The organism is Afifella aestuarii (genome assembly GCF_004023665.1).
In the GTDB taxonomy this organism is placed as follows: domain Bacteria; phylum Pseudomonadota; class Alphaproteobacteria; order Rhizobiales; family Afifellaceae; genus Afifella; species Afifella aestuarii.
In genome coordinates, this window is sequence record NZ_SAUF01000001.1 from 1,586,154 (window position 1) to 1,610,970 (window position 24,817).

21 protein-coding genes and 1 tRNA gene are annotated in these 24,817 nt (G+C 62.6%); 18 read left to right on the top strand and 4 right to left on the bottom strand.

Annotation, left to right across the window (positions count from 1 at the left end; translation table 11 throughout):
• Positions 1 to 144: 144 nt before the first annotated feature.
• Positions 145 to 1,164: a ketol-acid reductoisomerase gene (gene ilvC / locus EO094_RS07420; RefSeq protein WP_092811117.1), complete on the top strand. Its 1,020-nt coding sequence runs from the start codon at positions 145 to 147 to the stop codon at positions 1,162 to 1,164.
• A gap of 89 nt (positions 1,165 to 1,253) precedes the next feature.
• Here the strand turns inward: ilvC and EO094_RS07425 are convergent, their stop codons facing one another.
• Positions 1,254 to 1,520 (bottom strand): PilZ domain-containing protein, encoded by a 267-nt coding sequence (locus EO094_RS07425; protein WP_128291865.1) that lies wholly within the window; start codon positions 1,518 to 1,520, stop codon positions 1,254 to 1,256.
• A gap of 134 nt (positions 1,521 to 1,654) precedes the next feature.
• Here EO094_RS07425 and EO094_RS07430 point away from each other — a divergent pair, with 134 nt between their 5' ends.
• The 4 genes from EO094_RS07430 (at position 1,655) to EO094_RS07445 (ending at position 6,613) form a co-directional block, all read left to right on the top strand.
• Entirely contained in the window at positions 1,655 to 2,899 is a 1,245-nt protein-coding gene (locus EO094_RS07430) for a cation:proton antiporter (protein ID WP_128291582.1), read from the top strand.
• A gap of 8 nt (positions 2,900 to 2,907) precedes the next feature.
• Positions 2,908 to 3,807, top strand: coding sequence for a PhzF family phenazine biosynthesis protein (locus tag EO094_RS07435; protein ID WP_128291583.1), 900 nt, complete (start codon positions 2,908 to 2,910; stop codon positions 3,805 to 3,807).
• A gap of 377 nt (positions 3,808 to 4,184) precedes the next feature.
• A complete protein-coding gene (locus EO094_RS07440) occupies positions 4,185 to 5,747 on the top strand; it encodes a 2-isopropylmalate synthase (protein ID WP_128291584.1) in 1,563 nt (520 codons plus the stop codon).
• 11 nt (positions 5,748 to 5,758) lie between these two features.
• The gene (locus tag EO094_RS07445; protein ID WP_128291585.1) at positions 5,759 to 6,613 is read left to right on the top strand and encodes an acetyltransferase domain-containing protein; all 855 of its coding nucleotides are present in this window, start codon (positions 5,759 to 5,761) and stop codon (positions 6,611 to 6,613) included.
• A 124-nt stretch (positions 6,614 to 6,737) separates the two neighbouring features.
• Here the strand turns inward: EO094_RS07445 and recQ are convergent, their stop codons facing one another.
• Both recQ and betB read right to left on the bottom strand, forming a co-directional pair.
• A complete protein-coding gene (gene recQ / locus EO094_RS07450; RefSeq protein WP_128291586.1) occupies positions 6,738 to 8,549 on the bottom strand; it encodes a DNA helicase RecQ in 1,812 nt (603 codons plus the stop codon).
• An 89-nt stretch (positions 8,550 to 8,638) separates the two neighbouring features.
• On the bottom strand, positions 8,639 to 10,093 hold the full coding sequence (betB, locus tag EO094_RS07455; protein WP_205649872.1) for a betaine-aldehyde dehydrogenase: 1,455 nt from the start codon (positions 10,091 to 10,093) through the stop codon (positions 8,639 to 8,641).
• A 198-nt stretch (positions 10,094 to 10,291) separates the two neighbouring features.
• Between betB and EO094_RS07460 the strand changes: the two genes are divergently transcribed.
• A tRNA-Lys gene (locus EO094_RS07460) sits at positions 10,292 to 10,367 on the top strand.
• 116 nt (positions 10,368 to 10,483) lie between these two features.
• On the opposite strand, the gene EO094_RS07465 is transcribed toward EO094_RS07460, so the two are convergent.
• Complete coding sequence (locus tag EO094_RS07465; RefSeq protein ID WP_128291588.1) at positions 10,484 to 11,452, bottom strand: bile acid:sodium symporter family protein; 969 nt, start codon at positions 11,450 to 11,452, stop codon at positions 10,484 to 10,486.
• A 557-nt stretch (positions 11,453 to 12,009) separates the two neighbouring features.
• On the opposite strand from EO094_RS07465, the gene nifA reads away from it, so the two are divergent.
• From nifA to nifX, 12 genes are all read left to right on the top strand, one after another.
• Positions 12,010 to 13,728, top strand: coding sequence for a nif-specific transcriptional activator NifA (gene nifA / locus EO094_RS07470; RefSeq protein ID WP_128291589.1), 1,719 nt, complete (start codon positions 12,010 to 12,012; stop codon positions 13,726 to 13,728).
• 229 nt (positions 13,729 to 13,957) lie between these two features.
• Positions 13,958 to 15,382, top strand: coding sequence for a nitrogenase cofactor biosynthesis protein NifB (nifB, locus tag EO094_RS07475; protein ID WP_128291866.1), 1,425 nt, complete (start codon positions 13,958 to 13,960; stop codon positions 15,380 to 15,382).
• A 17-nt stretch (positions 15,383 to 15,399) separates the two neighbouring features.
• Positions 15,400 to 15,594: a 4Fe-4S dicluster domain-containing protein gene (locus tag EO094_RS07480; protein ID WP_092811139.1), complete on the top strand. Its 195-nt coding sequence runs from the start codon at positions 15,400 to 15,402 to the stop codon at positions 15,592 to 15,594.
• 107 nt (positions 15,595 to 15,701) lie between these two features.
• Entirely contained in the window at positions 15,702 to 16,019 is a 318-nt protein-coding gene (locus tag EO094_RS07485; RefSeq protein ID WP_128291590.1) for a nitrogen fixation protein NifZ, read from the top strand.
• Positions 16,016 to 16,231 carry a putative nitrogen fixation protein NifT gene (gene nifT / locus EO094_RS07490; RefSeq protein WP_128291591.1) on the top strand — a complete coding sequence of 72 codons (216 nt, stop codon included), beginning with the start codon at positions 16,016 to 16,018 and terminating at the stop codon, positions 16,229 to 16,231. The genes EO094_RS07485 and nifT overlap by 4 nt, the downstream gene beginning before the upstream one ends.
• Positions 16,228 to 17,103 carry an SIR2 family NAD-dependent protein deacylase gene (locus tag EO094_RS07495; RefSeq protein WP_128291592.1) on the top strand — a complete coding sequence of 292 codons (876 nt, stop codon included), beginning with the start codon at positions 16,228 to 16,230 and terminating at the stop codon, positions 17,101 to 17,103. The genes nifT and EO094_RS07495 overlap by 4 nt, the downstream gene beginning before the upstream one ends.
• 340 nt (positions 17,104 to 17,443) lie before the next feature.
• Positions 17,444 to 18,343, top strand: a complete 900-nt coding sequence (nifH, locus tag EO094_RS07500; protein WP_092811147.1) for a nitrogenase iron protein — start codon at positions 17,444 to 17,446, stop codon at positions 18,341 to 18,343.
• A gap of 69 nt (positions 18,344 to 18,412) precedes the next feature.
• A complete protein-coding gene (gene nifD / locus EO094_RS07505; protein ID WP_128291593.1) occupies positions 18,413 to 19,912 on the top strand; it encodes a nitrogenase molybdenum-iron protein alpha chain in 1,500 nt (499 codons plus the stop codon).
• 31 nt (positions 19,913 to 19,943) lie between these two features.
• Positions 19,944 to 21,479 carry a nitrogenase molybdenum-iron protein subunit beta gene (nifK, locus tag EO094_RS07510; RefSeq protein WP_128291594.1) on the top strand — a complete coding sequence of 512 codons (1,536 nt, stop codon included), beginning with the start codon at positions 19,944 to 19,946 and terminating at the stop codon, positions 21,477 to 21,479.
• Positions 21,480 to 21,505: 26 nt separating this feature from the next.
• Positions 21,506 to 22,951 (top strand): nitrogenase iron-molybdenum cofactor biosynthesis protein NifE, encoded by a 1,446-nt coding sequence (gene nifE / locus EO094_RS07515; RefSeq protein ID WP_128291595.1) that lies wholly within the window; start codon positions 21,506 to 21,508, stop codon positions 22,949 to 22,951.
• Complete coding sequence (gene nifN, locus EO094_RS07520; RefSeq protein WP_128291596.1) at positions 22,952 to 24,349, top strand: nitrogenase iron-molybdenum cofactor biosynthesis protein NifN; 1,398 nt, start codon at positions 22,952 to 22,954, stop codon at positions 24,347 to 24,349.
• Positions 24,321 to 24,815, top strand: coding sequence for a nitrogen fixation protein NifX (gene nifX, locus EO094_RS07525; protein ID WP_128291597.1), 495 nt, complete (start codon positions 24,321 to 24,323; stop codon positions 24,813 to 24,815). Before nifN ends, nifX begins: the two co-directional genes overlap by 29 nt.
• Positions 24,816 to 24,817: the final 2 nt, after the last annotated feature.

The following is a 24,817-nucleotide window of genomic DNA, read 5'->3' on the forward strand; positions in this document are numbered from 1 at the left end:
TCTTCGCCGGTTTATTCGGCGCAGACCCGGCATCGGGCGCGCGCGTGGTTGCCCGCCGCCCTTCTGCCCGCTAGAACGCCGCGATTATCTTTTTGAGGCTCGCCGCGACGCGAGCCCCTCTCATCTTCAGGAAGGGTGCCGGAAATGCGCGTTTACTACGACCGCGATGCGGACGTGAATCTCATCAAAGACAAGAAGGTCGCCGTCGTCGGTTATGGCAGCCAGGGCCATGCCCATGCACTCAACCTGCGCGATTCAGGCGTCAAGGACGTGGCGATCGCCCTGCGTGAAGGCTCCTCGTCGGCCAAGAAGGCGGAAGGCGCGGGCCTCAAGGTGATGTCGGTTGCCGATGCCGCCGCCTGGGCCGACCTCATCATGATGTGCACGCCCGATGAGCTGCAGGCCGACATCTACAACGAGCACATCGCCGCCAACATCAAGGACGGTGCTGCGATCGCCTTCGCCCACGGTCTCAACGTGCACTACAATCTGATCGAGCCGAAGGCGAGCCTCGACGTGATCATGATCGCGCCGAAGGGCCCGGGCCACACCGTGCGTTCGGAATATCAGCGCGGCGCTGGCGTTCCGTGCCTCGTCGCCGTTCAGCAGGACGCAACCGGCAATGCGCACGACGTTGCAGTCGCCTATGCGTCGGCGATCGGCGGCGGACGCGCCGGCATCATCGAGACGACCTTCAAGGAAGAGTGCGAGACCGACCTCTTCGGCGAGCAGGCCGTTCTGTGCGGTGGCGTCGTGGAGCTGATGCGTGCCGGTTTCGAGACGCTGGTGGAAGCCGGCTACGCGCCGGAGATGGCGTATTTCGAATGCGTCCACGAGATGAAGCTCATCGTCGACCTCATCTATGAGGGCGGCATCGCCAACATGAACTACTCGATCTCCAACACCGCCGAATACGGCGAGTACATGTCCGGTCCTCGGGTGATCACCGATGAAGCCCGGCAGGCGATGCGCGCGGTCCTGAAGGACATTCAGACCGGCAAGTTCACCTCCGATTGGATGACGGAGTGCCGCGCCGGACAGCCCCGCTTCAAGGGCACGCGCCGCATGAACGACGCGCATCAGCTCGAGGCGACCGGCGCCAAGCTGCGTGAGATGATGCCCTGGATCAAAGAGAACCAGCTCGTCGACAAGGCGAAGAACTGAGGCTGCGGCGAGGGGGATACTCCTCGCCTTGCGTCACGGTTTCGAGGGGGTCGGCATGCCGGCCCCCTTTTGCTTTGGTCTCTCGTGCCTCAGTCGGCCTGTTCGCGGATGAACTGCACGCCAACCTGGTCGCCCTTGCGCCAGATCACTTCGGCCTTCAGCATCACATTGTCCGATTCCAGGAGAAGCTCGAAGCTCTCCGGGACGGCGACCGGGTTGGTCACTTTGAGTTTTGCCCCGCCTTTCGACAGGTCCCGCACCACACAATCGATCGTGGAGTGGCGGTCGTTCAGTACGATTTTCGCGGATTTGAGGGCCCGTGCGCGGTGCTCGGACCGCTTTTCCTGATCTTCCATCCTTGTCAACCCAGGGTTTCTCCGGCCAAAAATACCTTTCACCCGTTCATCAGGCGTAACGCAAGCCCTCTCGCATGACGGTCGGAAAGGGATCTGACTGACCGGACCGGGGGGCGCGACTGCCAGGAAAGCCGATGCTCAGCCTTTTTGATATTTCTGCCCTTCTGCTCGTTCTGTCGGCCCTCTTCGGGTGGGTCAATGTGCGCTTCATTCGCTTGCCGCATACGATCGGAATGCTGCTGATGGCGTTGTTCGCCTCGCTCGCCATCGTCGCCTTCGACATCGTGATGCCCGGCTCGCATGTGCGCGAAGCCTTTACGGAGACGATCCGGCAGATCGATTTCTTCGACACGCTGATGCACGGCATGCTGGCGTTCCTGCTTTTCGCTGGTGCCCTGCATGTCGATTTCGGGCTTTTGAAGTCGGAACGCTGGGCCGTCGGCCTGATGGCGAGCCTCGGCGTCCTCATCTCAACTGCCATCATCGGCTTCGGCTTCTATTTCGGGGCGAATTTCCTGGGGGTGGACCTTTCGCTTTCCTGGGCGTTGGTCTTCGGCGCGCTCATTAGTCCGACCGATCCGGTCGCGGTTCTCTCGTTGTTGAAATCCGTGCGCGTGCCTGAATCTCTCGAAGTCAAAATCGCCGGCGAGAGCCTCTTCAACGACGGCGTCGGCATCGTCGTCTTTACCGTGCTTCTCGCGATCGCGGCGGGGGGAGGCGAGATCGAGCCGCTCCATATCGGCGAAATCTTCCTTCTGGAGGCGGGCGGGGGCGCGCTTCTCGGCTTCGTCGGCGGATGGATCGCCGTCCGGCTGATGCAGTCGATCGACCATTATCCGGTCGAGATCCTCTTAAGTCTCGCTCTCGTAACCGGTCTTTATGCCGTCGCGCTCGCGCTTCACATGTCGGGACCGATCGCCGTCGTCGTGGCCGGTCTTCTCGTCGGCAATCGCGGTCAGCGCACGGCGATGAGCGAGGAGACGAAGACCTATCTGTTTCATTTTTGGGAGGTGATCGACGAGCTCTTGAACTCGGTCCTGTTCCTCCTCATCGGGCTCGAGGTTCTCATCGTCGCGATCGATCCGGGGCTTGCGCTTTTCGCCGTGGCCACGATCCCGCTCGTGCTTGTGGCGCGCTTCGTCGCCGTGTTTCTGCCGATCACGCTCCTTGCCCTGAAACGGACTTTCACCTCCGGGTCGATTGCGGTGCTCACCTGGGGCGGTGTGCGCGGCGGCATTTCCGTCGCGCTTGCGCTGTCATTGCCGGACGTGCCCGCCAAACAGCCGATTCTCCTGACCACTTATGCGGTGGTGATTTTCTCCATCGTGGTGCAGGGTCTGACGATCAGAAGCCTCATACGTCGTGTCGTGTTCACTTAGGAGGGGATGTGGAACGCCGTTATCAGATCTACGACGTCTTTACCGACAAGGCCTTGGCCGGAAATCCGCTGGCGATCGTTATGGATGCAGACGGGCTGGAGACCAGCCAGATGCAGGCGATCGCGCGCGAATTCAATTTGTCGGAGACGGTCTTCATTCTCTCCGCGGACAATCCGGCGCATTCGGCGCGGGCTCGCATTTTTACGCCTTTCAGCGAATTGCCCTTCGCAGGCCATCCGACCGTCGGCGCGGCCGTCTGCCTCGCCTCGGCGCGTTTCGGGGAACAGCCTGCCGGCCAGGATGCCGTCGTGGTTCTGGAAGAGGGGATCGGGCCGGTGCGGTGCGGCGTGAAGCTTTCCGAGCAGGCAGGCTTCGCCGAGTTCGATTGTCCGAAGCTTCCCGTGGAAATGGGGCCTGCCCGTGAGATCGACGAAATCGCTGCGGCCTGCGGGCTGACGACCGCTGAATTGCTGTTCGAAAACCACAAGCCGATGGTGTGGTCGGCGGGACTGCCGTTTCATTTCGTGCCGGTGCAGGACCGCGCTGCGCTCGCTGCCATCGATCCGGCGCATCCTGCCTGGGCCGAAACCTTCAGCCAGGACGGCGTCTATCTCTATTGCCGCGATCCGGAGGGGCGGGACAACCAATTTCGGGCCCGCATGCTCGCGCCCTCGCTCGGGATTGCGGAAGATCCGGCGACTGGCTCGGCCGCAGCGGCCTTTGCCGGCCAGCTTCTGAAGTTCGACCAACTGCCGGATGGCGATCATGCCGTGCGCATCGAGCAGGGTTTCGAGATGAGCCGGCCTTCGATCATTCGCCTCGAAGTCAGCGTCACGCGTTCCACCATCACGGCGGTGCGAATCGGCGGGGCGGCCGTGCAGGTAATGGAAGGCGTGCTCCAGGTTTGAGAGGCCTCGCTTGTCTTACCGAATGCGTGGCCGCATGTCCGGCTTTGATGTGGGTGGCGCCCGGCGGCGTCACCGGCATTTGCTTTTGCGGCGCGCCGAGGTTAAAAGGCGTGACGTGTTGACGTTGTGGAACGCCGCTCGAATGCGCTCGCCGACGAAGCATTGCGACATTTCTTTCTCCCGTGCCCCTTTGGGCGCGGCGCTGTCGCTTACCCTTCTTCCCCTCGATCTTCTTCTCCTTAGGCGCCCCTGAGCGTCGACAGCCCGGGCCGGTTTCGACCGAGCCGCACAGGGCGGGCACTCAGGGGAGACGCGAACAAGCCGAAACGTTCAGCGCCTCGATGAGGCCAGCCGGGAGACCGGCAAGGAGAATTCAAATGACCATTACCGACGAAGTCCGATCCGAAGGCGACCGCGTCGTCATTTTCGACACCACTTTGCGCGACGGCGAGCAATGTCCCGGCGCGACCATGACGTTTGAGGAAAAGCTCGAAGTCGCTGCCTTCCTCGACCAGATGGGTGTCGACATCATCGAAGCGGGCTTTCCGATCGCCTCGCCCGGTGATTTCGAGGCGGTCTCGGAAATCGCCCGCCGCTCGAAGAATTCCGTCATTGCTGGTCTCGCAAGGGCCAATCCGGGCGACATCGACCGGGCGGGCGAGGCCGTGCGGCACGCGAAGCGCGGGCGGATCCACACCTTCATCTCCACCTCGCCGGTGCATATGAAATTCAAGCTGCAGAAGGAGCCGGAGCAGGTTCTGCAGCTCGTCACCGATTCCGTCGCCCGTGCGCGCAACCTGGTCGACGATGTGGAATGGTCGGCCGAGGACGGCACGCGCACGGAGTTCGATTTCCTGTGCCGCTGCGTCGAAGCGGCGATCCGCTCTGGCGCCGGGACGATCAACATTCCCGATACCGTCGGTTACACCACGCCTGACGAATATCGCGATCTCTTCATGCGCCTGCGTGAGGCGGTGCCCAATTCCGATCAGGCGGTCTTCTCCGTCCATTGCCACAACGACCTCGGCATGGCGGTGGCGAATTCTCTCGCCGGCGTCACCGGCGGCTGCCGCCAGATCGAATGCACCGTCAACGGCATCGGCGAACGGGCCGGCAATGCGGCGCTGGAAGAAATCGTCATGGCGATCGAAACGCGCCGGGACGTTCTGCCCTATCACACCGGCATCGATACGAAGATGCTGACGCGCGCCTCGAAGATGGTGTCTTCGGCGACCTCCTTCCCGGTGCAGTTCAACAAGGCGATCGTCGGTCGCAATGCCTTCGCGCATGAAAGCGGCATCCACCAGGACGGCATGCTGAAGCATACCCAGACGTATGAGATCATGACGCCGGAATCCGTCGGCGTTCAGAAGACCTCCCTCGTCATGGGCAAGCATTCCGGCCGCAATGCCTTCCGCTCCAAGCTGAAGGAGCTCGGCTACGATCTGGGCGACAATGCGTTCGAGGATGCCTTCAACCGCTTCAAGGCGCTGGCCGATCGCAAGAAGCATGTCTTTGACGAGGACATCGAGGCGCTGGTCGACGAGAAGCTGGCGAATGCGGCCGATCGTATCCGGCTGGAAGCGCTGACGATCATTGCCGGCACGATGGGCCCGCAGGCCGCGACCCTGACTGTCAGTCAGGACGGCCAGCATCGCACCTTCCAGGCGACGGGCAACGGCCCGGTCGATGCCGCCTTCAATGCGATCAAATCGCTCGTTCCGCATGAGGCGACCCTGGCGCTCTATCAGGTGCATGCGGTGACCGGCGGCACGGACGCGCAGGCGGAGGTTTCTGTGCGCGTCGAAGATCGCGAGGGCCGGGCGGTGACCGGCCGTGCCTCCGATCCCGACACGCTCGTGGCCTCCGCAAAAGCCTATCTCGCCGCGGTCAACAAGCTGATCGCGCGCGGCGAACGGCTGCACGCGCAGGCCGGCTGACGCGGCTGCCCTTGGCACACGAACAAACGCACGACAGCATCACCGGTCCGGCGGAAACGCCAGGCCGGAATGTTTTGGACGGGACGGGCGCCTCGTTCGGCGAAAAGGCCGGGCGTCTCGATCCGCCGGCCGCCGGCGCGCGGCTGCCGCGGCTCATCTGGATCGATGTCTTTCGCGGCATCGCGCTCGTGGCGATGGCCGTCTACCACTGCTCCTGGGATCTCGCCTTCTTCGGGTTTTCCGATGCGGGCGTGGCGAGTGCACCGGGCTGGATTCTGTTCGCGCGCATGATCGCCGGATCGTTTCTGTTCCTCGTCGGCGTCAGTCTCGCGCTCGCCCATCATTCCGGGCTTCGCTTGCGGCCCTTCCTCAAACGTCTTGCGATGGTCGCGGGCGGCGCGGCGGCGATTACCGTCGTCACCTATCTGGTCTTCCCGGAGGCCTATATCTTCTTCGGCATTCTGCACGAGATCGCACTGGCGAGCGTGCTCGGCCTCCTCTTCCTGCGGGCGCCGTTATGGCTCGTCGCAGCTGCGGCAGCGTTCTTCCTGTTCGGGGCGGGTTTCCTCGCAGGCCCTGCTTTCAACGGCCGCTATCTGCAGTTTCTCGGGCTGATGACCTACCGCCCGTTCACCAACGATTATGTGCCGCTCTTTCCGTGGTTCGGCGTCGTCCTGTCAGGCCTCGTCGGTGGGCGTCTGCTTCTGAAAAATCAGCAAGTTTTGAGACTGCTGGCAAAGCCCGTGCGCGATCCGATCTCGCAGGCGCTCGCCTTCGGCGGACGCCATTCGCTGGCCTTCTACCTCATCCATCAGCCGGTGCTGTTCGGCCTCGTCTATGCGGCGGCATGGCTGATGATGCGCTGAGCTCTTGGCCCTGCGCCCTAAGACCTGCGCGCGAAGGGGAGCCGAGGCTCGCTTCGGTTTCGCCATCGGTAGCGGCATGAAGGGAGTCGGACGAAGAGCATTCGTCTGCGCTCGCGTCCGAGGCTTAAGAAGAACGCCCTGAAAAATCGGCGATCACCGCCACGAAGGCGCTGCCGTAGCGATCGAGCTTGGCCTCGCCGACCCCGGGAACATGGGCCATCTCGGCGCGCGAGCGGGGGCGCGCCGCCGCGAGCTCGATCAGCGTCTTGTCGTGAAAGATCACATAGGGTGGCACGTTCTGTTGCCGTGCGATCTCGAGACGTTTTTCTCTGAGCGCCTGAAAGAGATCCCGATCGGCTTCCGGCACGACGGACTGGGTGGTGCTTTGCCCGCCCTTGCCGCGCCGGCTTCGGCGAGGGGGCGGCACGCGCAACTTGAGCGTCGGCTTGTCGCGAAGGAAGTCGCGACCGGCGGGCGAGATCGACAGGCCCCCGTGGCCCGCAAGGTCGACGTCGACGAGGCGCAGCGCGATCAGCTGGCGCAGGATCGCACGCCACAGGCGGCTGTCGTGCTCCTTGCCGATGCCGAAGGTGGAGATGCGGTCATGGCCGAACTGCGCGATGCGCTCGCTCTCCACGCCGAGAAGAACATCGACGATATAGGCCTGCCCGAAGCGCTCGCCGGTGCGGTAGATGCAGGAGAGCGCCTTCTGCGCCGCGATCGTCCCGTCGAAGAGCTGTGGTGGCGCGGTGCAGGTGTCGCAATTGCCGCAAGGCTCGCAATGATCGCCGAAATAGGCGAGCAGCACCTGGCGGCGGCAACCCGCCGTCTCGGCGAGACCCAGGAGCGCGTCGAGCTTCTGCCGCTCCGTCCGCTTGCGCTCGTCCGGGGCATCCGATTCCTCGATGAAGCGGTTGCGCAGCGCGACGTCTTCAGGACCGTAGAGCATCAGCGTCTCGGCGGGCAGGCCGTCCCGCCCGGCGCGGCCGGTCTCCTGATAATAGGCCTCCAGACTGCCCGGCAGATCGATATGGGCGACGAAGCGCACGTCCGGTTTGTCGATGCCCATGCCGAAAGCGATCGTGGCGACCATGACGACCGCCTCGCCATGCTGGAAACGCTGCTGGTTCGCCTCGCGATCGGCCTTATCCATGCCCGCGTGATAGGCGAGGGCGTCGTAACCCTCGCCCCGCAGCCAGGCGGCCGTCTCCTCGCATTTGCGCTTGGAGAGGCAGTAGACGATGCCGCTCTCGCCTCGATGGCGCTTGAGAAAATCCTTCAACTGAGCGCGGGGATTATCTTTTTCGGCTATGGCGTAGCGGATGTTGGGTCGGTCGAAACCGGCGATGAAGGCGTCGGCTTCGGCGATCTCCAGATGCGACAGGATCTCGGCGCGCGTCGGCGCATCGGCCGTTGCCGTCAGGGCCATGCGCGGCGTCTTCGGGAACTGGCGCACGAGCACGTCGAGCTGGCGGTAGGAGGGGCGGAAGTCGTGACCCCATTGCGACAGGCAGTGGGCTTCATCGATCGCGATCAGCGACAATCTTGTCCGACCCAGGCGCTCCAGAACCCCACCGCGCAAGAGCGTTTCGGGCGCGACATAGAGGAGATCGAGTGCGCCGGCCTCGATATCGCTCCACAAGGCGCGCCGCTCTTCCGGCGGAAGATCGGAGTTTAGCGCGGCGGCTTTCACCCCTGCCTGGCGCAAGGCCGCGACCTGATCGGCCATCAGCGCCAGAAGCGGGGAGACGATCAACGCCATGCCGGGTCGGGCGATCGCCGGGATCTGGTAGCAGAGCGATTTTCCGCCGCCGGTCGGCATCAGCACGAAGGCGTTATGGCCGGCGATCACATGCTCGATGATGCGCGCCTGCGGGCCACGGAACGCATCATAGCCATAGACGGCCTTGAGGATTTCGACGGCTTTCGTGGGCATGTGAGGTCGCGTGGAGAATCGTGGGAGCGCTCTCCATAGCAGTTTCGCCCGGGTCACGATCAATGGGCCGTGTCGACGGCGGAGGATTCCTAGTAGGGCGCCTCGACCTTTCCGAGATTCACGTAGACGCTTTTCCGCTCGGTGTAGAAATCGAGCGCGGCGAGGCCGTTCTCGCGGCCAATGCCGGACTGCTTGGTGCCGCCGAAGGGCATGGCGATCGGCGTCAGATTGTAAGAATTGACCCAGATCGTGCCCGCCTGCAGCGCGGCCGCGACGCGGTGGGCGCGCGCAAGGTTCTGCGTCATCAGTCCTGCCGCGAGGCCGAAGGGCGTCGCATTGGCGCGGGCGACGACGTCTGCCTCCTCGGAGAACGAGAGGACGCTCATGACGGGGCCGAAAATCTCTTCGCAGACGATCGTCATGTCGTCGCGTGTCTCGGCGAAGATCGCCGGGCTCATGAAGAAGCCGTCCTTGAAGGCGTCCGTCGTCAGCCGCTCGCCGCCGGTGACGAGCTTTGCACCTTCCGCGACGCCCTTTTCGACATAGGCGAGGACTTTTTGAAGATGCGCTTCGGAGATGAGCGGGCCCATCTGTGTGTCCGGATCGAGCGGATCGCCGAGACGGATTTTTTCCGTGCGCTCCGTGAGCCTTGCGAGGAATTCCTCGCGAACTGATTCATGTACGAAGACGCGCGTGCCATTGGAGCAGATTTCGCCCTGCGTGTAGAAGTTTGCAAGCAGCGCCGCAGAAACCGAATCATCGATGTCGGCGTCCTCGAAGACGATGAGTGCCGACTTGCCGCCGAGCTCCATCGTGACGTGTTTGAGCGTCTCGGCCGCGGCCGCCATGATGCGCTTTCCCGTAGGTACGGAGCCGGTCAGCGACACTTTTGCGATGCCGGGATGGGCCGTCATGGCGGCGCCTGTTTCGCCGGCGCCGAGGACGACATTGAAGAGACCTTTCGGGGCGCCGGCCTCTTCGACGATCTCGGCCAGTTTGAGCGCGGTGATCGGCGTCAGCTCGCTCGGTTTGAAGATCATGGCATTGCCGGCGGCAAGCGCCGGCGCCGTCTTCCAGGAGGCGATCTGGATCGGATAGTTCCAGGCGCCGATGCCGGCGCAGACGCCGAGCGGCTCGCGGCGCGTATAGGCGAAGGCATCCTCGCCAAGCGGCATATGCTCGCCATGGACGATCTGGGTGAGGCCTGCGAAGAACTCGAAACAATCGGCGGCTGAGCCGATATCGGCCTCCGGGGCCTCCTGGATGGGCTTGCCGGTGTCGAGGACTTCGAGACGCGCGAGTTCGTCCGTACGGGCGCGCAGGAGATGGGCGACGCGGTTGAGGACGCGGCCGCGTTCGGCCGGCGCCATTGCCTGCCATTCGCGCTGTGCGGTCTGGGCTGCGGCGACGGCGCGGTCGATTGTCGCGCTGTCGGCGGCCGCGAAGCGGGCGAGGATCGTGCCGTTCGCGGGATTGATCGTGGCGATCTTCTCGCCACCGCCGGCCACCTTTTCTCCGGCGATATGGGAGGCGAGGTCGGGCATAAGCGTATCGGGCGCGGTCATCGGCATCACATGGTCTTGGGGGTGGAAGGGCGCGAGCCGGCGCCGTCATCGTTCGGGCGGGTACCGGCAGGGGACGAATATCCTGACGAAAATCGATGCGTTGTGCAATTCTGCACCGATGCCGCGTCTGATGGCTTGCACAGCGCGTCTGGCGCCACTATACAGCGCCCACGCTTCGGGTGTGTAGCTCAGTTGGTAGAGCAGCTGACTCTTAATCAGCGGGTCCAGGGTTCGAGTCCCTGCTCACCCACCAATCTTTCAAAAACGACAGAGCGCGCTGTGGAGAGCCTTCTCCGGCTGGCGCGCCTCGGCACAAAAAACCCGGCCTTGCGGCCGGGTTTTCGCTTTTTGGGGTGTGAGCGACGCCGATCAGCTTGAGCGGACAGGCGCCATCTCGCTGCGCAGCGCGCGTCCGTCGTCGAGCTTTTTGTAGATATTTGCCACGATCGCGCCGGCGATGTTGTGCCAGACGCTGAAGATCGCGCTCGGCACGGCGGCGAGGGGCGAGAAATGGGCGCTGGCGAGCGCCGCCCCCAGGCCGGAATTCTGCATGCCGACCTCGATTGAGATCGCCTTGCGCTTGGCCACCGGCATGCCGCTCATGCGCGCGAGCCAATAGCCGAGCGCCAGTCCGATGCCGTTGTGGAGGGCGACGACGGCGAAGATGAGAAGACCGGTCGTGGCGATTTTCTCCTGATTGACCGCAACCACGGCCGCGATGATGAGAACGATGCCGGTGACGCTGACGAGCGGCAGCGCGGGAATCGCGGCGCGCACCAGCGAGGGCGCCAGCTTCTGCATGACGAAGCCGAGGCCGAGCGGCAGAAGAATCATCTTCACGATCGAGATGAACATGCTCACGGCATCGACCGGCAGATACTGGCTGGCGAAAAGCCAGACGAGGAAGGGCGTGACGATCGGTGCTGCCAAGGTCGTGACGCTGGTGCAGGCGACGCTCAACGCCACGTCGCCGCGGCACAGATACGTCATCACGTTGCTGGCCGTGCCGCCCGGGCAGCAGCCGACCAGGATGACGCCGGCCGCCACTTCCGGCGACATCGGAATGATCGATGTGAGGGCGACCGCAACGAGCGGCATGATGAGGAATTGCGCGCCGACCCCGATCGCCACGTCCTTCGGCCGGCGGACGACCTCGCGGAAATCCTTCAGCGAGATCGTCAGCCCCATGCCGAACATGATCATGCCGAGGAGCGGGACGATATAGGGGACAAGGGTTCGGAATACGTCGGGAAGGACGAATCCGAGGACCGCGAAGGCAATGACCCACAAGGCAAAGGTGCGCCCAAAGAACGCGGACACAAGCGCAATAGCTCTCACTTTTTCCTCCTGATGGCAGCGAATGCTGCGGGAGCTGCCAATGGCTTGCTTCTAAAAGCAAAATCCGGTGAGGAGCGGTCATGCACCCGCGCATGTGGTGCTGTCTACCGACGGGGCGAATTAGGCCGGATTCTGCCTGATCTCCGAAAAATCTGTTCTCCTGATGCCTGCAATTCCGCTCGCGACGGTGAAAATTTTTACAGATTGATGTCCTTCAGAAAAAGAATTGTCTTCGCCTTCGTCTCAGTGCGTGCGTTTCGGCCTCTCTGCAGAAAAACGCCTCTCTACAGGGGCTTCTGAAGTCTTCCTGCGTCTGGCACGGAATATGCAAAGAAGATCTGTAGAATGGCTCTATGGAAGACGCATGGCTCTTATGCAAAGCCTGTTTTCGCGGTTTTCTTTAGGGTCCGACAAAAGTCGAACCTGTGCGAGCCTTCGCATTGGTCTAACTATTTAGCAGATGCAACATAGGTAGGCTGAATCTTGGAAGGTTTGGGGGCCTTTCAGCCTGCGTATTCGATGCATGCGCATCGAGATCGTCATGGAGGGCGGAGACCGTGACAGTGCACAGCCCCGGCAACGGTACACATGGGCGGACAAGCCGCGCCGATATCGAGCTTATTGGGATCTATGAGATCTCAAAGCTCCTCAGCGCGCCGAACCGGCTGGAGACGACGCTCGCTGGCGTGCTCACGCTGCTCTCCAGCTTTCTCGATATGCGCCATGGTTTGATTGCGCTTCTGGACGGCGATGGGGAGCCGGAGATCGTCGTCGGTTCGGGATGGAGCGAGGAAAACGCCAAGCGCTATTTCAAGCGCCTGCCTGAGCAGGCGATCGGTCAGATCGTGGCCACCTGCATGCCCCTCGTGGTGCCGGATGTGCGCAGCGACCAGCTATTCGCCGGGACGGATCTCGACGGCTGGGGGTCGGAGGATGGAAAGCCGTTTTCGCTGATCGGTGTGCCGATCAAAAACGGCGAGGCGGTCGTCGGCACGCTGACGATCGACCGCAGCTACGAATTCGCCGATCAGACACCGTTCGATCAGGATGTCCGTTTTCTGACACTTGTCGCCAATCTCCTCGGCCAGACGTTGCGGTTGCACAAGGCGGTGGCGCGCGACCGCGAGCGACTGATGGCCGAACAACGGCGGCTCGAAAAGCAATTGTCGGCGGGGCGAGACGACGGCGTGGCCTCCGGCAAGATCGAAGGCATCGTCGGCGAGAGCCCGGCCTTGCGTGCGGCCCTCGACAAGGTGCGGATCGTGGCGCGCAGTCGTTCGACCGTGCTGCTGCGTGGGGAATCGGGCACCGGCAAAGAGCTCTTCGCCTCGGCGATCCACGATCTGTCGCCGCGCAGTTCCGGCCCTTTCGTCAAACTCAATTGTGCGGCACTGCCGGAAAGCGTGCTCGAATCGGAGCTCTTCGGCCATGAGAAGGGGGCCTTCACCGGGGCCATCCAGCAGCGCAAGGGGCGCTTCGAACTCGCCCATGGCGGCACGCTCTTTCTCGACGAAATCGGCGAGATTTCCGCCGCCTTTCAAGCGAAGCTCTTGCGGGTGCTGCAGGAGGGCGAGTTTGAACGTGTCGGTGGCACGCGCTCGCTCAAGGTCGATGTGCGGCTCGTATGTGCTACCAACCGGGATCTGGAGGCCGCCGTCAGCAAGGGCGAATTTCGTGCGGATCTCTACTACCGGATCAGCGTGGTACCGATTTTCCTGCCGCCATTGCGCGAGCGGACCGGCGATATCCCGCTTCTCGCGCAGGAGATCCTGCAGCGCTTCAACAAGGAGCACAGCACCGATCTCACCCTGACGAGCGAAGCGCTTCGCGCGCTCTCCGGCTGCTTCTTCCCCGGCAATGTGCGGGAATTGGAAAACTGCATCCGGCGCACGGCGACGCTGGCGCGCGACCAGCAGATCGTGGCGCATGATCTTGCCTGTCAGAATGACGGATGCCTTTCCTCCGTTCTCTGGCAGGGAAGCCAGAGGGCTGCCCCTTCGCCCGGATTCCAGCCGCTGCCGGTCATCCAACCGCAGCCGCAGATGGGCGGGACGGTTTTTGCCGAGGGGGAAAGCCCTGCTTCGCCGCAAGCCTGCCCGTCGCCCGGCGCCTGCCCGGTGCCCGGAGGAGATACGCGCTCGGAGCGTGACCGGCTGGTCGAGGCGATGGAGACGGCGGGCTGGGTGCAGGCGAAGGCGGCGCGCATTCTCGGCATGACGCCGCGCCAGATCGGCTACGCCCTTCGCAAGCATTCGATTCCGATCAAGCGCTTCTGAGTAGGACGGCAGGCCCGCCAATGTCGGAGACCCGACACGATGTCGGAGCCGCGACAGGGTTTTGTCTCTGGCTGGGTGATGCCAACCCCTTGTAAATACGCCATTTTCGTTTTGGCATGGGGCTTGCTGCACGGTTCCTGAAAGACGCTTTGGATGTGTGTCGCGGAGGGATCGATTGGCTCAGCTCATCTCGCTTGGCAGCCTGAAGGCGCCGACATCTGCCGCCAAAATGCGGGCCTCGCTGGCCAAGTCCGGCTGCGCCTCATCGAGCTGCGGCTCTTCTGACGGACCCGCCGATATGTCTCCGGAATTGTGGGAGCGGGTGAAGGATCACCCCTGCTATTCGGAAGAGGCGCATCATTATTTCGCGCGCATGCATGTCGCCGTCGCGCCCGCCTGCAACATCCAGTGCAATTACTGCAATCGGAAGTACGATTGCGCCAATGAAAGCCGGCCGGGCGTCGTCTCCGAGCGGCTCGACCCCGATCAGGCGGTCAAGAAAGTCATCGCGGTCGCCAACGAGGTGCCGCAGCTTTCCGTCCTCGGCATCGCCGGCCCCGGCGACGCCTGCTACGATTGGCGCAAGACGAAAGAGACGTTTGAGCGGGTTTCCAAGGAAATCCCGGACCTCAAGCTCTGTCTGTCGACCAACGGTCTGGCGCTGCCGGATTACGTCGACGAGATCGCCGAGATGGCGATCGACCATGTGACGATCACCATCAATGCGATCGATCCGGAGATCGGCGCGAAGATCTATCCCTGGGTCTTCTACGATCACCGGCGCTGGACGGGCGTGGAGGCCTCTCGGATCCTGCTGGAGCGGCAGATGCTCGGCCTGGAGATGCTCGTGGCCCGCGACATCCTGGTGAAGGTCAATTCCGTCATGATCCCCGGGATCAACGACGAGCATTTGATCGAGGTGAATAAGGCGGTGAAGGCGAAGGGCGCCTTCCTCCACAACATCATGCCGCTCATTTCCGACCCCGCCCACGGCACGCATTTCGGGCTGACGGGGCAGCGCGGGCCCACGCCGATGGAGGTGAAGGCGCTGCAGGACAAGGTGGAGGGCGGAACCAAGCTGATGCGACATTGCCGCCAGTGCCGCGCCGATGCGGTCGGTATCCTCGGCGAAGATCGCGGCCAGGAATTCACCATGGATCAGCTGCCCGAGACGGTGTCCTACGATCCGGCGCGACGCGAGGAATATCGCTCGGTGGTCGCGACGGTGCGCGGCGAGCACGCGGCGACCAAAGAGGCGGCCAAAGCAGATCTTGCCGAAGTTCGGGATGCGCCGGCGCTTCTTGTCGCGGTGGCAACAAGAGGTGGCGGGCGTATCAATCTACACTTCGGTCATGCACAGGAATTCCAGGTCTTCGAAGTTTCACCTGGTGGCGTGACCTTCGTGGGGCATCGCAAAGTCGAGCAATATTGCCATGGTGGACACGGCGAGGAGAGGGCCTTCGACGGCATTGTCGAAACGCTGCAAGGCGTCTCCACGGTTTTGTGCGCGAAGATTGGCGAAGCCCCAAAAGATCGACTGGAGAAGGTCGGCATCAAGGCGAGCGACGCCCATGCTTTTGACTGGATCGAGGCAGGGATTGCTGCCTGGTACGCCGCCGAATACGGCACCCAGCCTGCAATGCTGACAGCCTAACCGAGAGGAGAAATCAAATGGCTTACAAGATCATCAAGTCCCAGTGCACCGTTTGCGGCGCCTGTGAATTCGAGTGCCCGAACGCGGCGATCAAGTTCAAAGGCGACACCTACATCATCGATCAGGACAAGTGCACGGAATGCGAGGGACATTTCGATGCCCCGCAATGCGTCGCCGTCTGCCCGGTCCCGGACACCTGCGTCCCGGCCTGAGTTGAATTGGCCGCCGGCGGGTCGGGTTCGGCCCGCCGGCGCTGTCTTTTGCGCCCCGGACGGATCACCCCCGACCTGACATTCGCCATGTCGTGAAGGAGACTGCGATGGGACTTGCCCGCGAAGAAGAGGTGGAGATCTACGATCAGCCTCTCTTCATGCCCGGCGCCAAGGTGCGTGCCCGCAAGGCCGTCAAGAACGACGGGACGATGCCTGGCTGCGAGATCGGCGAGATCGTCGTGCGCAAAGGTGACGAAGGATATGTGCGCGACGTCGGCACCTATCTGCAGCGGTTTTACATCTACGCGGTCGAGTTTCTCGACTGCGGCAGGATCGTCGGCATGCGCGGGCGCGAGCTGATCGCCGTCGATGCGGGCGACGGAGCGGCGAGCGACATTTCGGACGAGCAGGAGACAGCAGCATGAAAGTGATGATCCGCAGCACGCCCAAGGGGCTTTCCGCCTATGTCGCGAAGAAGGATCTCGAAGAGCCGATCGTCGAATGCGAGCACGAGGCGCTGTGGGGCGGCTGGGTGAAGCTGAAGAACGGCTGGATTCTCGAGCTGCCGGAGATGGACGTCGACACCAAGCTCCCGATCACGGTCGAAGCGCGGCGCCGCCCGGAAAGCGTTTCATGAGTGCTGCTGCGGCTTTGGACGAGGTGGTTGTCCGCAACGCCGAGCCGATTCTTGACGATATCGTCCGTCGCCTGAAGGGCGGCGGCATCATTCCTTATCTCGGTCCCGGTGTGTTGCCCGCCGATGCGGGCGTCCCGACAAGCTATGCGGCATTGGCCGAATTCTTCTCCGCAAAAGTCGCCCTGCCGAGACGGGCCCGGGGCAATCCCTGGGCCTCCGCGCAGTTCATCGAGGGGCGCAAGCATCGCAAGACGCTCGACGCCCTGATGGCAGCGGCGTTTGCCGAACCGGTGGCACCGACGCCGCTTCACGAGGCGCTCGCCTCATGTTCGGAAATCCCGATGATCGTCGACAGCTGGTACGATGGGGCGATGCGGTCCGCGCTCGCTCAATGCACCAGCCGGGGCGCCGATTGGGGCGAAGTGCAGGGGATCACCCGCGCCGGCATCGGCGAATTTCTCTGGTTCCGCTTTTACGATGCCGAAGGCGGGGAGGTGAGCGCGCCGCAAGATGAATGGCGGACGCTCCTCTATAAGCCGCATGGCGGCGTGGCGCCGGCCCACAATTATCTCATCGCCGATTCCGACTATGTTGAAGTGCTGACGGAAATCGACATCCAGACGCCGATCCCTGAGATCGTGCGCGCGCGACGGACGAGTTGCGGGTTTCTCTTCATCGGCTGTCGCTTCGACGATCAGATGCTCCGGCTCTATGCCCGGCAGATCATGAAGCGTTCCAAGGGGCCTTATTTCGCGCTGGTGGAGCCCGAAGGGCTCACGCGCAACGAGCTGCGCTTCTTCGAGACGGAAACGATCACGCCGCTTGCCGTTTCCCCGGCAAGACTGGCCGAACGCCTCGCAGAGCTCGCCTGAGCCTCTTCTTTTCCTCACATGACTTTTATGCGGCCGACAGCTTTTGCGGCCGATCGCTCGCGGCGCTTTGGCCTGTCGCTGCGCCAGGTCACGACGAAACGCGACATCCGCGATGTCGTGTCGGTTTTGTCGGTTGTTCGGCTCGCGTCCCACTGTCGTCTTTTGTCGGAGATCGGACAGCGACTGTCGGACGCTCGGCTCTCTCAAAAATCTCACCACCACTTAATAAATAAGGAAAATTTCGTTTTCTCCAAGTTGGCACGCCCTTTGCGTATCTAAGGGCACGCGGCCGAGAGCGCCCGCTGGAACAGTTTTGAACCGGACAACCTGGAGAGACACTATGAGTTCACTTCGCCAGATTGCGTTCTACGGGAAGGGCGGCATCGGCAAGTCGACCACTTCTCAGAACACCCTCGCGGCACTTGTCGAAATGGGGCAGAAGATTCTGATTGTGGGTTGCGATCCGAAAGCGGATTCCACCCGCCTCATCCTCAACACCAAGATGCAGGACACGGTTTTGAGCCTCGCGGCCGAGGCGGGCTCTGTGGAGGATCTCGAGCTCGAGGATGTTCTCAAGCTTGGCTACAAGGGCATCAAGTGCACGGAATCCGGTGGTCCTGAGCCCGGCGTCGGCTGTGCCGGCCGCGGCGTCATCACCGCCATCAACTTCCTCGAAGAAAACGGTGCCTATGACGATGTCGATTACGTCTCCTACGACGTGCTCGGCGACGTGGTCTGCGGCGGCTTCGCGATGCCGATCCGCGAAAACAAGGCGCAGGAAATCTACATCGTCATGTCCGGCGAGATGATGGCGCTTTACGCCGCCAACAATATCGCCAAGGGCATCTTGAAGTACGCCCATTCGGGCGGCGTGCGTCTCGGCGGCCTCATCTGCAACGAGCGCCAGACCGACCAGGAGCTGGAGCTGTCGGAAGCGCTGGCAGAGAAGCTCAATACCAAGCTCATTCACTTCGTGCCGCGCGACAACATCGTCCAGCACGCCGAGCTGCGTCGTCAGACGGTCATCCAGTACGCCCCGGATTCCAACCAGGCGAAGGAATACCGGACGCTGGCGGAGAAGATCCACGCGAATTCCGGCCAGGGCACGATCCCGACGCCGGTTTCCATGGACGAGCTTGAGCAGATGCTGCTCGATTTCGGCATCATGAAGACCGAGGAGCAGGCGCTCGCCGAACTCCAGGCCAAGGAAGCCGCAAAGGCCGCCGAAGCCGCGGCCTAATTGTCCCGCCCGGCCGCCGCGGGGCGGTGGCCGGGCTCATCTTCAACATTGTTCGATGAGGAGAGCGCTATGAGCCTCGACCACAAGAACGACGCCGAGTTCCACGCCAGCCTCATTGAGGAGGTGTTGAAGGCCTATCCGGACAAGGCCCAAAAGAAGCGGAGCCGGCATCTGAGTGTCGCCAAGCCTGCGGAGGCCCCTGAAGAGGGTGGCGAACAGAATCTGTCGGAATGTGCCGTCAAATCCAACATCAAGTCGATCCCGGGCGTCATGACGATCCGCGGCTGCGCCTACGCCGGATCCAAGGGCGTGGTGTGGGGCCCGGTGAAGGACATGGTCCATATCAGCCATGGCCCTGTCGGCTGCGGCCAGTATTCCTGGGCCCAGCGCCGCAACTATTACACCGGCACGACCGGCGTCGACACCTTCGTGACGATGCAGTTCACCACCGACTTCCAAGAGCGCGACATCGTCTTCGGCGGTGACAAGAAGCTCGAAAAGGTGATCGACGAGATCAACGAGCTGTTCCCGCTCGCCAACGGCATCTCCGTGCAGTCGGAATGCCCGATCGGTCTGATCGGTGACGATATCGAGGCCGTGGCGCGCAAGAAGAAGAGCGAAACCGGCAAGACTGTCGTGCCGGTGCGCTGCGAGGGCTTCCGTGGCGTGTCGCAGTCGCTCGGCCACCACATCGCCAACGACACGATCCGCGACTGGGTGCTCGACAAGAGCGAACGCGAGTTCGAGGCGACGGATTACGACGTCACCATCATCGGCGACTACAATATCGGCGGCGATGCCTGGGCCTCGCGCCGGCTCCTGGAAGAGATGGGCCTCCGCGTCATCGGCAGCTGGTCCGGTGACGGCACGCTTGCCGAACTCGAGCAGGCGCCGAAGGCGAAGCTCAACCTCATCCATTGCTACCGGTCGATGAACTACATCTGCCGCCACATGGAAGAGAAGCACGGCGTGCCGTGGACGGAGTACAATCTCTTCGGCCCGACGCAGATCGCCCAATCGCTGCGCCATATCGCCAGCTACTTTGATGACACCATCAAGGAAGGTGCCGAGCGCGTCATCGCCAAGTACCAGCCGCTCGTCGATGCCGTCATCTCAAAGTACAAGCCGCGCCTCGAAGGCAAGACGGTGATGCTCTATGTCGGCGGCCTGCGTCCGCGCCACATCGTCAATGCTTATGACGATCTCGGCATGGAAATCGTCGGAACGGGTTATGAATTCGCCCATAACGACGATTATCAGCGTACCGGCCATTACGTGAAAGAAGGCACGCTCATCTACGATGACGTGACCGGCTACGAGCTGGAGAAGTTCATCGAGCAGATCCGGCCCAATCTCGTCGGCTCGGGCATCAAGGAAAAGTACCCGGTGCAGAAGATGGGCATCCCGTTCCGTCAGATGCATTCCTGGGACTATTCCGGCCCCTATCACGGCTACGACGGTTTCGCGGTTTTCGCCCGCGACATGGACCTCGCCATCAACAACCCCGTCTGGGATCTGTTCGACGCTCCCTGGACCAAGACCGAGCCGCTGGCGGTCGCCGCCGAATAGCGCGCGCCGAGCCTCAAGAAGGAATGGACCCATGCCACAATCTGCAGAGAAAGTCCTCGACCACAGCCTTCTGTTCCGGGAGCCGGAATACAAGGAGATGTTCGCCAAGAAGCGCGCGGACATGGAAAACATGCCTGCCGCCGAAAAGGTACAGGAAACCGCCGACTGGACGAAGAGCTGGGAATATCGCGAGAAGAATTTTGCCCGCGAATCTCTCTCCATCAACCCGGCAAAGGCCTGCCAGCCGCTCGGCGCCGTCTTCGCGGCGGCGGGCTTTGAGAAGACGCTGAGCTTCGTGCACGGCAGCCAGGGTTGCGTCGCCTATTACCGCTCGCATCTCTCCCGCCACTTCAAGGAGCCGTGCTCGGCGGTCTCCTCGTCGATGACGGAAGATGCGGCCGTGTTCGGCGGCCTCAACAACATGGTCGAAGGCCTGAAGAACGCCTATGCGCTCTACTCGCCGAAGATGATCGCGGTGTCGACGACCTGCATGGCCGAGGTGATCGGTGACGATCTGCAGTCGTTCATCATCGGCGCCAAAGAAAAGGAATCGGTGCCGCAGGATTTCCCGGTGCCTTTTGCCCACACTCCGGCATTTGTCGGCAGCCACACGACCGGCTACGACAACATGCTGCGCGGCATTCTCGAGGGCTTCTGGGCCAATGCGGAGGTCACGAAGAACGAGACGATCAACATCGTGCCGGGCTTCGATGGGTTCGCGGTCGGCAACAACCGCGAGCTGAAGCGCATCCTCGACCTGATGGGCGTGGAGTATACGATCCTCTCCGACGTCTCCGATCAGTTCGACACGCCTTCAGATGGCGAGTTCCGCATGTATGACGGCGGTACAACGCTGGAAGCTGCGAAGAACGCGGTCAATGCCAAGGCGACGATCAGCCTGCAGCAATACTGCTCCACGAAGACGCTGCAATACGCGAAGTCCTTCGATCAGGAGACGGCGAGCTTCCACTACCCGATGGGTGTGGCGGCGACCGACGAGTTCCTGATGAAGGTGTCGGATATCACCGGCAAGGAGATCCCGGAAGAGCTCAGGATGGAGCGGGGCCGTCTCGTCGATGCGATGGCCGACAGCCAGGCCACCCTGCACGGCAAGACCTACGCCATCTACGGCGATCCGGACTTCGTCTATGCGATGGCCCGCTTCGTGCTGGAATTCGGCGGCGAGCCGCGCCACTGCCTGGCGACCAACGGCACCAAGCCGTGGGCGAAAAAGATGCAGGCGCTCTTCGATTCCTCGCCCTTCGGTGCGGAATGCAAGGCCTATCCGGGCAACGATCTGTGGCATATGCGGTCGCTTCTCGCCACCGAGCCGACGGATTTCCTGATCGGCAATTCGCATGGCAAGTTCCTGGAGCGCGACACGGGCGTGCCGCTCATCCGGCTGACCTTCCCGATCTTCGACAGGCACCACCACCACCGCTTCCCCGTCTGGGGCTATCAGGGCGGATTGCGGGTTCTGGTGACGTTGCTCGACAAGGCGTTCGACACGCTCGACGCGGCCGGTCTCGAGCCGGGCGGTGACATTTCCTTCGATTTGACCCGCTAAAAGGCGGGCGGCGCCGGGAGGCGATCATGGGCGAAGTCTTGAGGTCGAAAACAGCCGAACTCTTCAACGAGCCGGGCTGTGCGAAAAACCAGGCCAAGAGCGAAAAGGAGCGCAAAAAGGGTTGCTCCAAGCCTTTGGTGCCGGGCGCCGCCGCAGGCGGTTGCGCCTTCGACGGTGCCAAGATCGCGCTGGAGCCGATCGTCGACGTCGTGCATCTGACGCACGGGCCGTCGGCGTGCGAGGGCAACAGCTGGGACAACCGCCACGCCGCCACCTCGGGGCCGAGCACTTACCGGCTCGGTCTCACCACCGATCTCTCCGAGCTCGACATCGTCATGGGCAACGGAGAAAAGCGACTGTATCGGGCGATCAAGGACGCGATCGCCCGATACGACCCGCCGGCCGTCTTCGTCTATCAGACCTGCGTGCCGGCGATGATCGGCGACGATATCGAGGCCGTCTGCCGCCACGCGGCCGAGAAGACCGGCACGCCCTGCATTCCGGTCCTGTCGGCCGGCTTTTCAGGCAAGAAGAATTTCGGCAACAAGCTCGCCGGTGAGGCGCTCTTCAAGCACGTCATCGGCACCATCGAGCCTGAATATACGACGCCGACGGACGTCAATATTCTCGGCGAATACAACATCGTCGGCGAGATCTGGCAGATCAAACCGCTTCTGGAAAAACTCGGTATCCGGCTTCTCGCCAACATCACCGGCGATGCGCGCTACCGCGATCTCGCCGGGGCGCACCGCGCCCGCGTCAACATGATGATGTGCTCGGCGGCCCTCATCAATCTGGCGCGTCAGATGGAAGAGCGCTGGGGCATCCCGTACTTCGAAGGGTCTTTCTATGGCATCGCCGATACGTCGGCGGCGCTGCGCACGCTTGCCCGGATGCTGGTCGAGCGCGGAGCTCCCGAAGATCTTTTGCAGCGTACGGAAGTGCTCATCGCGGCGGAGGAGGCGCGGGCCTGGGCGCGCATCGAACCTTACCGCGAGATCCTCAAGGGCAAGCGCGTCATCCTCTATACGGGCGGGGTCAAATCCTGGTCGATCGTCTCCGCGCTTCAGGAAATCGGCATGAAGATCGTCGCAACGTCGGTGCGCAAGTCGACGGAAGGCGACAAGGAGCGGATCAAGGAGATCATGGACGATCCGCATATGGTCGGCTCCGTGCCGGCCCGCGAGATGTATGCGAGGCTCGCCAATGACGAGGCGGACATTCTCCTGTCGGGCGGCAAGACGCAGTATGTCGGCCTGAAGGCGCGCAGGCCGTGGCTCGATATCAACCAGGAGCGCAATTACGCCTATGCCGGCTATGACGGCACCGTGGCGCTCGTCGCCGAGCTCGCGAAATCCTTGTCCAATCCTGTTTGGGAAGAAATCCGCCGGCCTGCACCCTGGGAAATCTCCGCTGATATCGTGCCGCTCGATTGCGGACCGCAATCGCGTTCCGGCCTTGGGGAGGCTTGAATGGCCACGCTTCTGCAGCCGAAAAAAAGCGGCTCGATCAATCCTTTGAAATCCTCCGCGCCGCTCGGGGCGGCGCTTGCCTATCTCGGCGTCGATGGCGCCGTCCCGCTCTTTCATGGTGCGCAAGGGTGCACCTCCTTCGCTCTGACGCTCGCCGTCCGTCATTTCCGCGAAGACATGCCGATGCAGACGACGGCGATCGCTGAGGTCGAGACGATTTTGGGTGGGGCCGACAATCTGGAGGAGGCACTCGTCAATCTGCAGTCGCGGATGAACCCGAAGTTCATCGGCATCGCATCGACGGCACTCATCGAGACGCGCGGCGAGGATATCACCGGCGATCTCCTGTCCATCATGCAGCGCCGCCACGAACTGGCACGTACGGCCATCGTCTACGCCTCGACGCCGGATTATGTCGGGGCGCTCGAAGACGGCTGGGCGAAGGCGGTGACGGCGATCATCGAAGGACTCGTCGTTCCGGGGGAACGCCGGCAGAAAAGCCTACGGCAGATCAACATCCTGCCTGGCGTGCATCAGACGGCGGCCGATATCGACCAGTTGCGTGATATGGCGGCGGCCTTCGGTCTCGATGCTGTCGTCCTGCCGGACCTTTCCGGTTCTCTCGATGGGCATGTGAACGCCGAGTTCACGCCGATCACATCAGGCGGCACGAAACTCGAAGATATCGCCGACATGGGCGAGGGGCTCGCCACCATTGCGATCGGCCAGCATATGACCCCGGCGGCAGAGGCCCTCGAAGGGCTGACTGGCGTGCCGAGCACGGTTCTTTCGAGCCTGACGGGCCTTGCGGCGAGCGATGAACTCGTGGCGCTGTTGTCGCGCATCTCGGGCGTTGCGGTCCCCGAAAACCTCAAGAGGCGCCGCAGCCAACTCGTCGACGCGATGCTCGACTGCCACTTCTATCTAGGCGGCAAGCGGATCGCGATCGCGGACGATCCGGACCTCCTTTATCAGCTCGCCGTCTTCTTCAAGAGCCTTGGCGCGGAGATCGTCACGGCGGTGACGACCACCAATCATTCGCCGCTTCTCGAAAAGGTGCCGGCGAAAGAGGTCGTCGTTGGCGATCTCATGGATTTCGAAGAACGGGCGGCCGCGGCAAAGGCCGATCTCCTCGTCACGCACAGCCACGGACGACAGGCTGCGGAACGGCTCGGCCTGCCGCATCTGCGCGTCGGGTTCCCGATCTTCGACCGGCTCGGCGTCCAGCACCGCGCGATGGTCGGCTATGCGGGAAGCCGTGACTTTCTCTACGAGGTCGGAAACATCTTCCTCAGCCTCATCAAAGAGAAAACGCCCGAGGATTTCGCCTCGGCCGAAGTGCCTCCCTTCAAGGTTCAGGAGAAGCGCGATGTCGGTCAGACACTTGCAATTGGTTGAACGGGAGGAAGTCATGTCGGTGACCGCTGAGAGCGACGAGCCGAAGCTGCGCGTGGCGATCGCAACGCAGGATATGAAGGGGCTCAACGCGCATTTCGGCTCGGCCCGCAAATTCGCGATCTACGATGTGACGCCGACGGCCTCGCGCTTCGTCTCTGCTGCCGCCTTCGACGATGTGTCCGATGAAAGCGGCAAACATCGCCAGGAGGGCGACGACCGCATCGGACCGAAGATCGAGGCCTTGAATGGCTGCCATCTTCTCTTCTGCCTGGCGATCGGCGGGCCTTCGGCTGCGAAAGTCATCAATGCGCGCATCCATCCCGTCAAATTGCCGGCGCCGGAGCCGATCGACGGCCTCATCGGGCGCGTGCAGACGATGATGTCGACCAATCCGCCGCCCTGGCTGCGAAAGGTCATGGGGACCGCGCAGCCGCGGTCGATGGATTTTCTCGACGAGGAGGATTGAGC

What these genes read in the sequence shown, in the direction of transcription:
- ilvC (WP_092811117.1), top strand. Translation starts at nt 145, where the DNA reads ATGCGCGTTTACTACGACCGCGATGCGGACGTGAATCTCATCAAAGAC.
- EO094_RS07425 (WP_128291865.1), bottom strand. Translation starts at nt 1,520, where the DNA reads ATGGAAGATCAGGAAAAGCGGTCCGAGCACCGCGCACGGGCCCTCAAA.
- EO094_RS07430 (WP_128291582.1), top strand. Translation starts at nt 1,655, where the DNA reads ATGCTCAGCCTTTTTGATATTTCTGCCCTTCTGCTCGTTCTGTCGGCC.
- EO094_RS07440 (WP_128291584.1), top strand. Translation starts at nt 4,185, where the DNA reads ATGACCATTACCGACGAAGTCCGATCCGAAGGCGACCGCGTCGTCATT.
- recQ (WP_128291586.1), bottom strand. Translation starts at nt 8,549, where the DNA reads ATGCCCACGAAAGCCGTCGAAATCCTCAAGGCCGTCTATGGCTATGAT.
- betB (WP_205649872.1), bottom strand. Translation starts at nt 10,093, where the DNA reads ATGCCCGACCTCGCCTCCCATATCGCCGGAGAAAAGGTGGCCGGCGGT.
- nifB (WP_128291866.1), top strand. Translation starts at nt 13,958, where the DNA reads ATGCGGGCCTCGCTGGCCAAGTCCGGCTGCGCCTCATCGAGCTGCGGC.
- EO094_RS07480 (WP_092811139.1), top strand. Translation starts at nt 15,400, where the DNA reads ATGGCTTACAAGATCATCAAGTCCCAGTGCACCGTTTGCGGCGCCTGT.
- EO094_RS07485 (WP_128291590.1), top strand. Translation starts at nt 15,702, where the DNA reads ATGGGACTTGCCCGCGAAGAAGAGGTGGAGATCTACGATCAGCCTCTC.
- nifT (WP_128291591.1), top strand. Translation starts at nt 16,016, where the DNA reads ATGAAAGTGATGATCCGCAGCACGCCCAAGGGGCTTTCCGCCTATGTC.
- EO094_RS07495 (WP_128291592.1), top strand. Translation starts at nt 16,228, where the DNA reads ATGAGTGCTGCTGCGGCTTTGGACGAGGTGGTTGTCCGCAACGCCGAG.
- nifH (WP_092811147.1), top strand. Translation starts at nt 17,444, where the DNA reads ATGAGTTCACTTCGCCAGATTGCGTTCTACGGGAAGGGCGGCATCGGC.
- nifD (WP_128291593.1), top strand. Translation starts at nt 18,413, where the DNA reads ATGAGCCTCGACCACAAGAACGACGCCGAGTTCCACGCCAGCCTCATT.
- nifK (WP_128291594.1), top strand. Translation starts at nt 19,944, where the DNA reads ATGCCACAATCTGCAGAGAAAGTCCTCGACCACAGCCTTCTGTTCCGG.
- nifE (WP_128291595.1), top strand. Translation starts at nt 21,506, where the DNA reads ATGGGCGAAGTCTTGAGGTCGAAAACAGCCGAACTCTTCAACGAGCCG.
- nifN (WP_128291596.1), top strand. Translation starts at nt 22,952, where the DNA reads ATGGCCACGCTTCTGCAGCCGAAAAAAAGCGGCTCGATCAATCCTTTG.
- nifX (WP_128291597.1), top strand. Translation starts at nt 24,321, where the DNA reads ATGTCGGTCAGACACTTGCAATTGGTTGAACGGGAGGAAGTCATGTCG.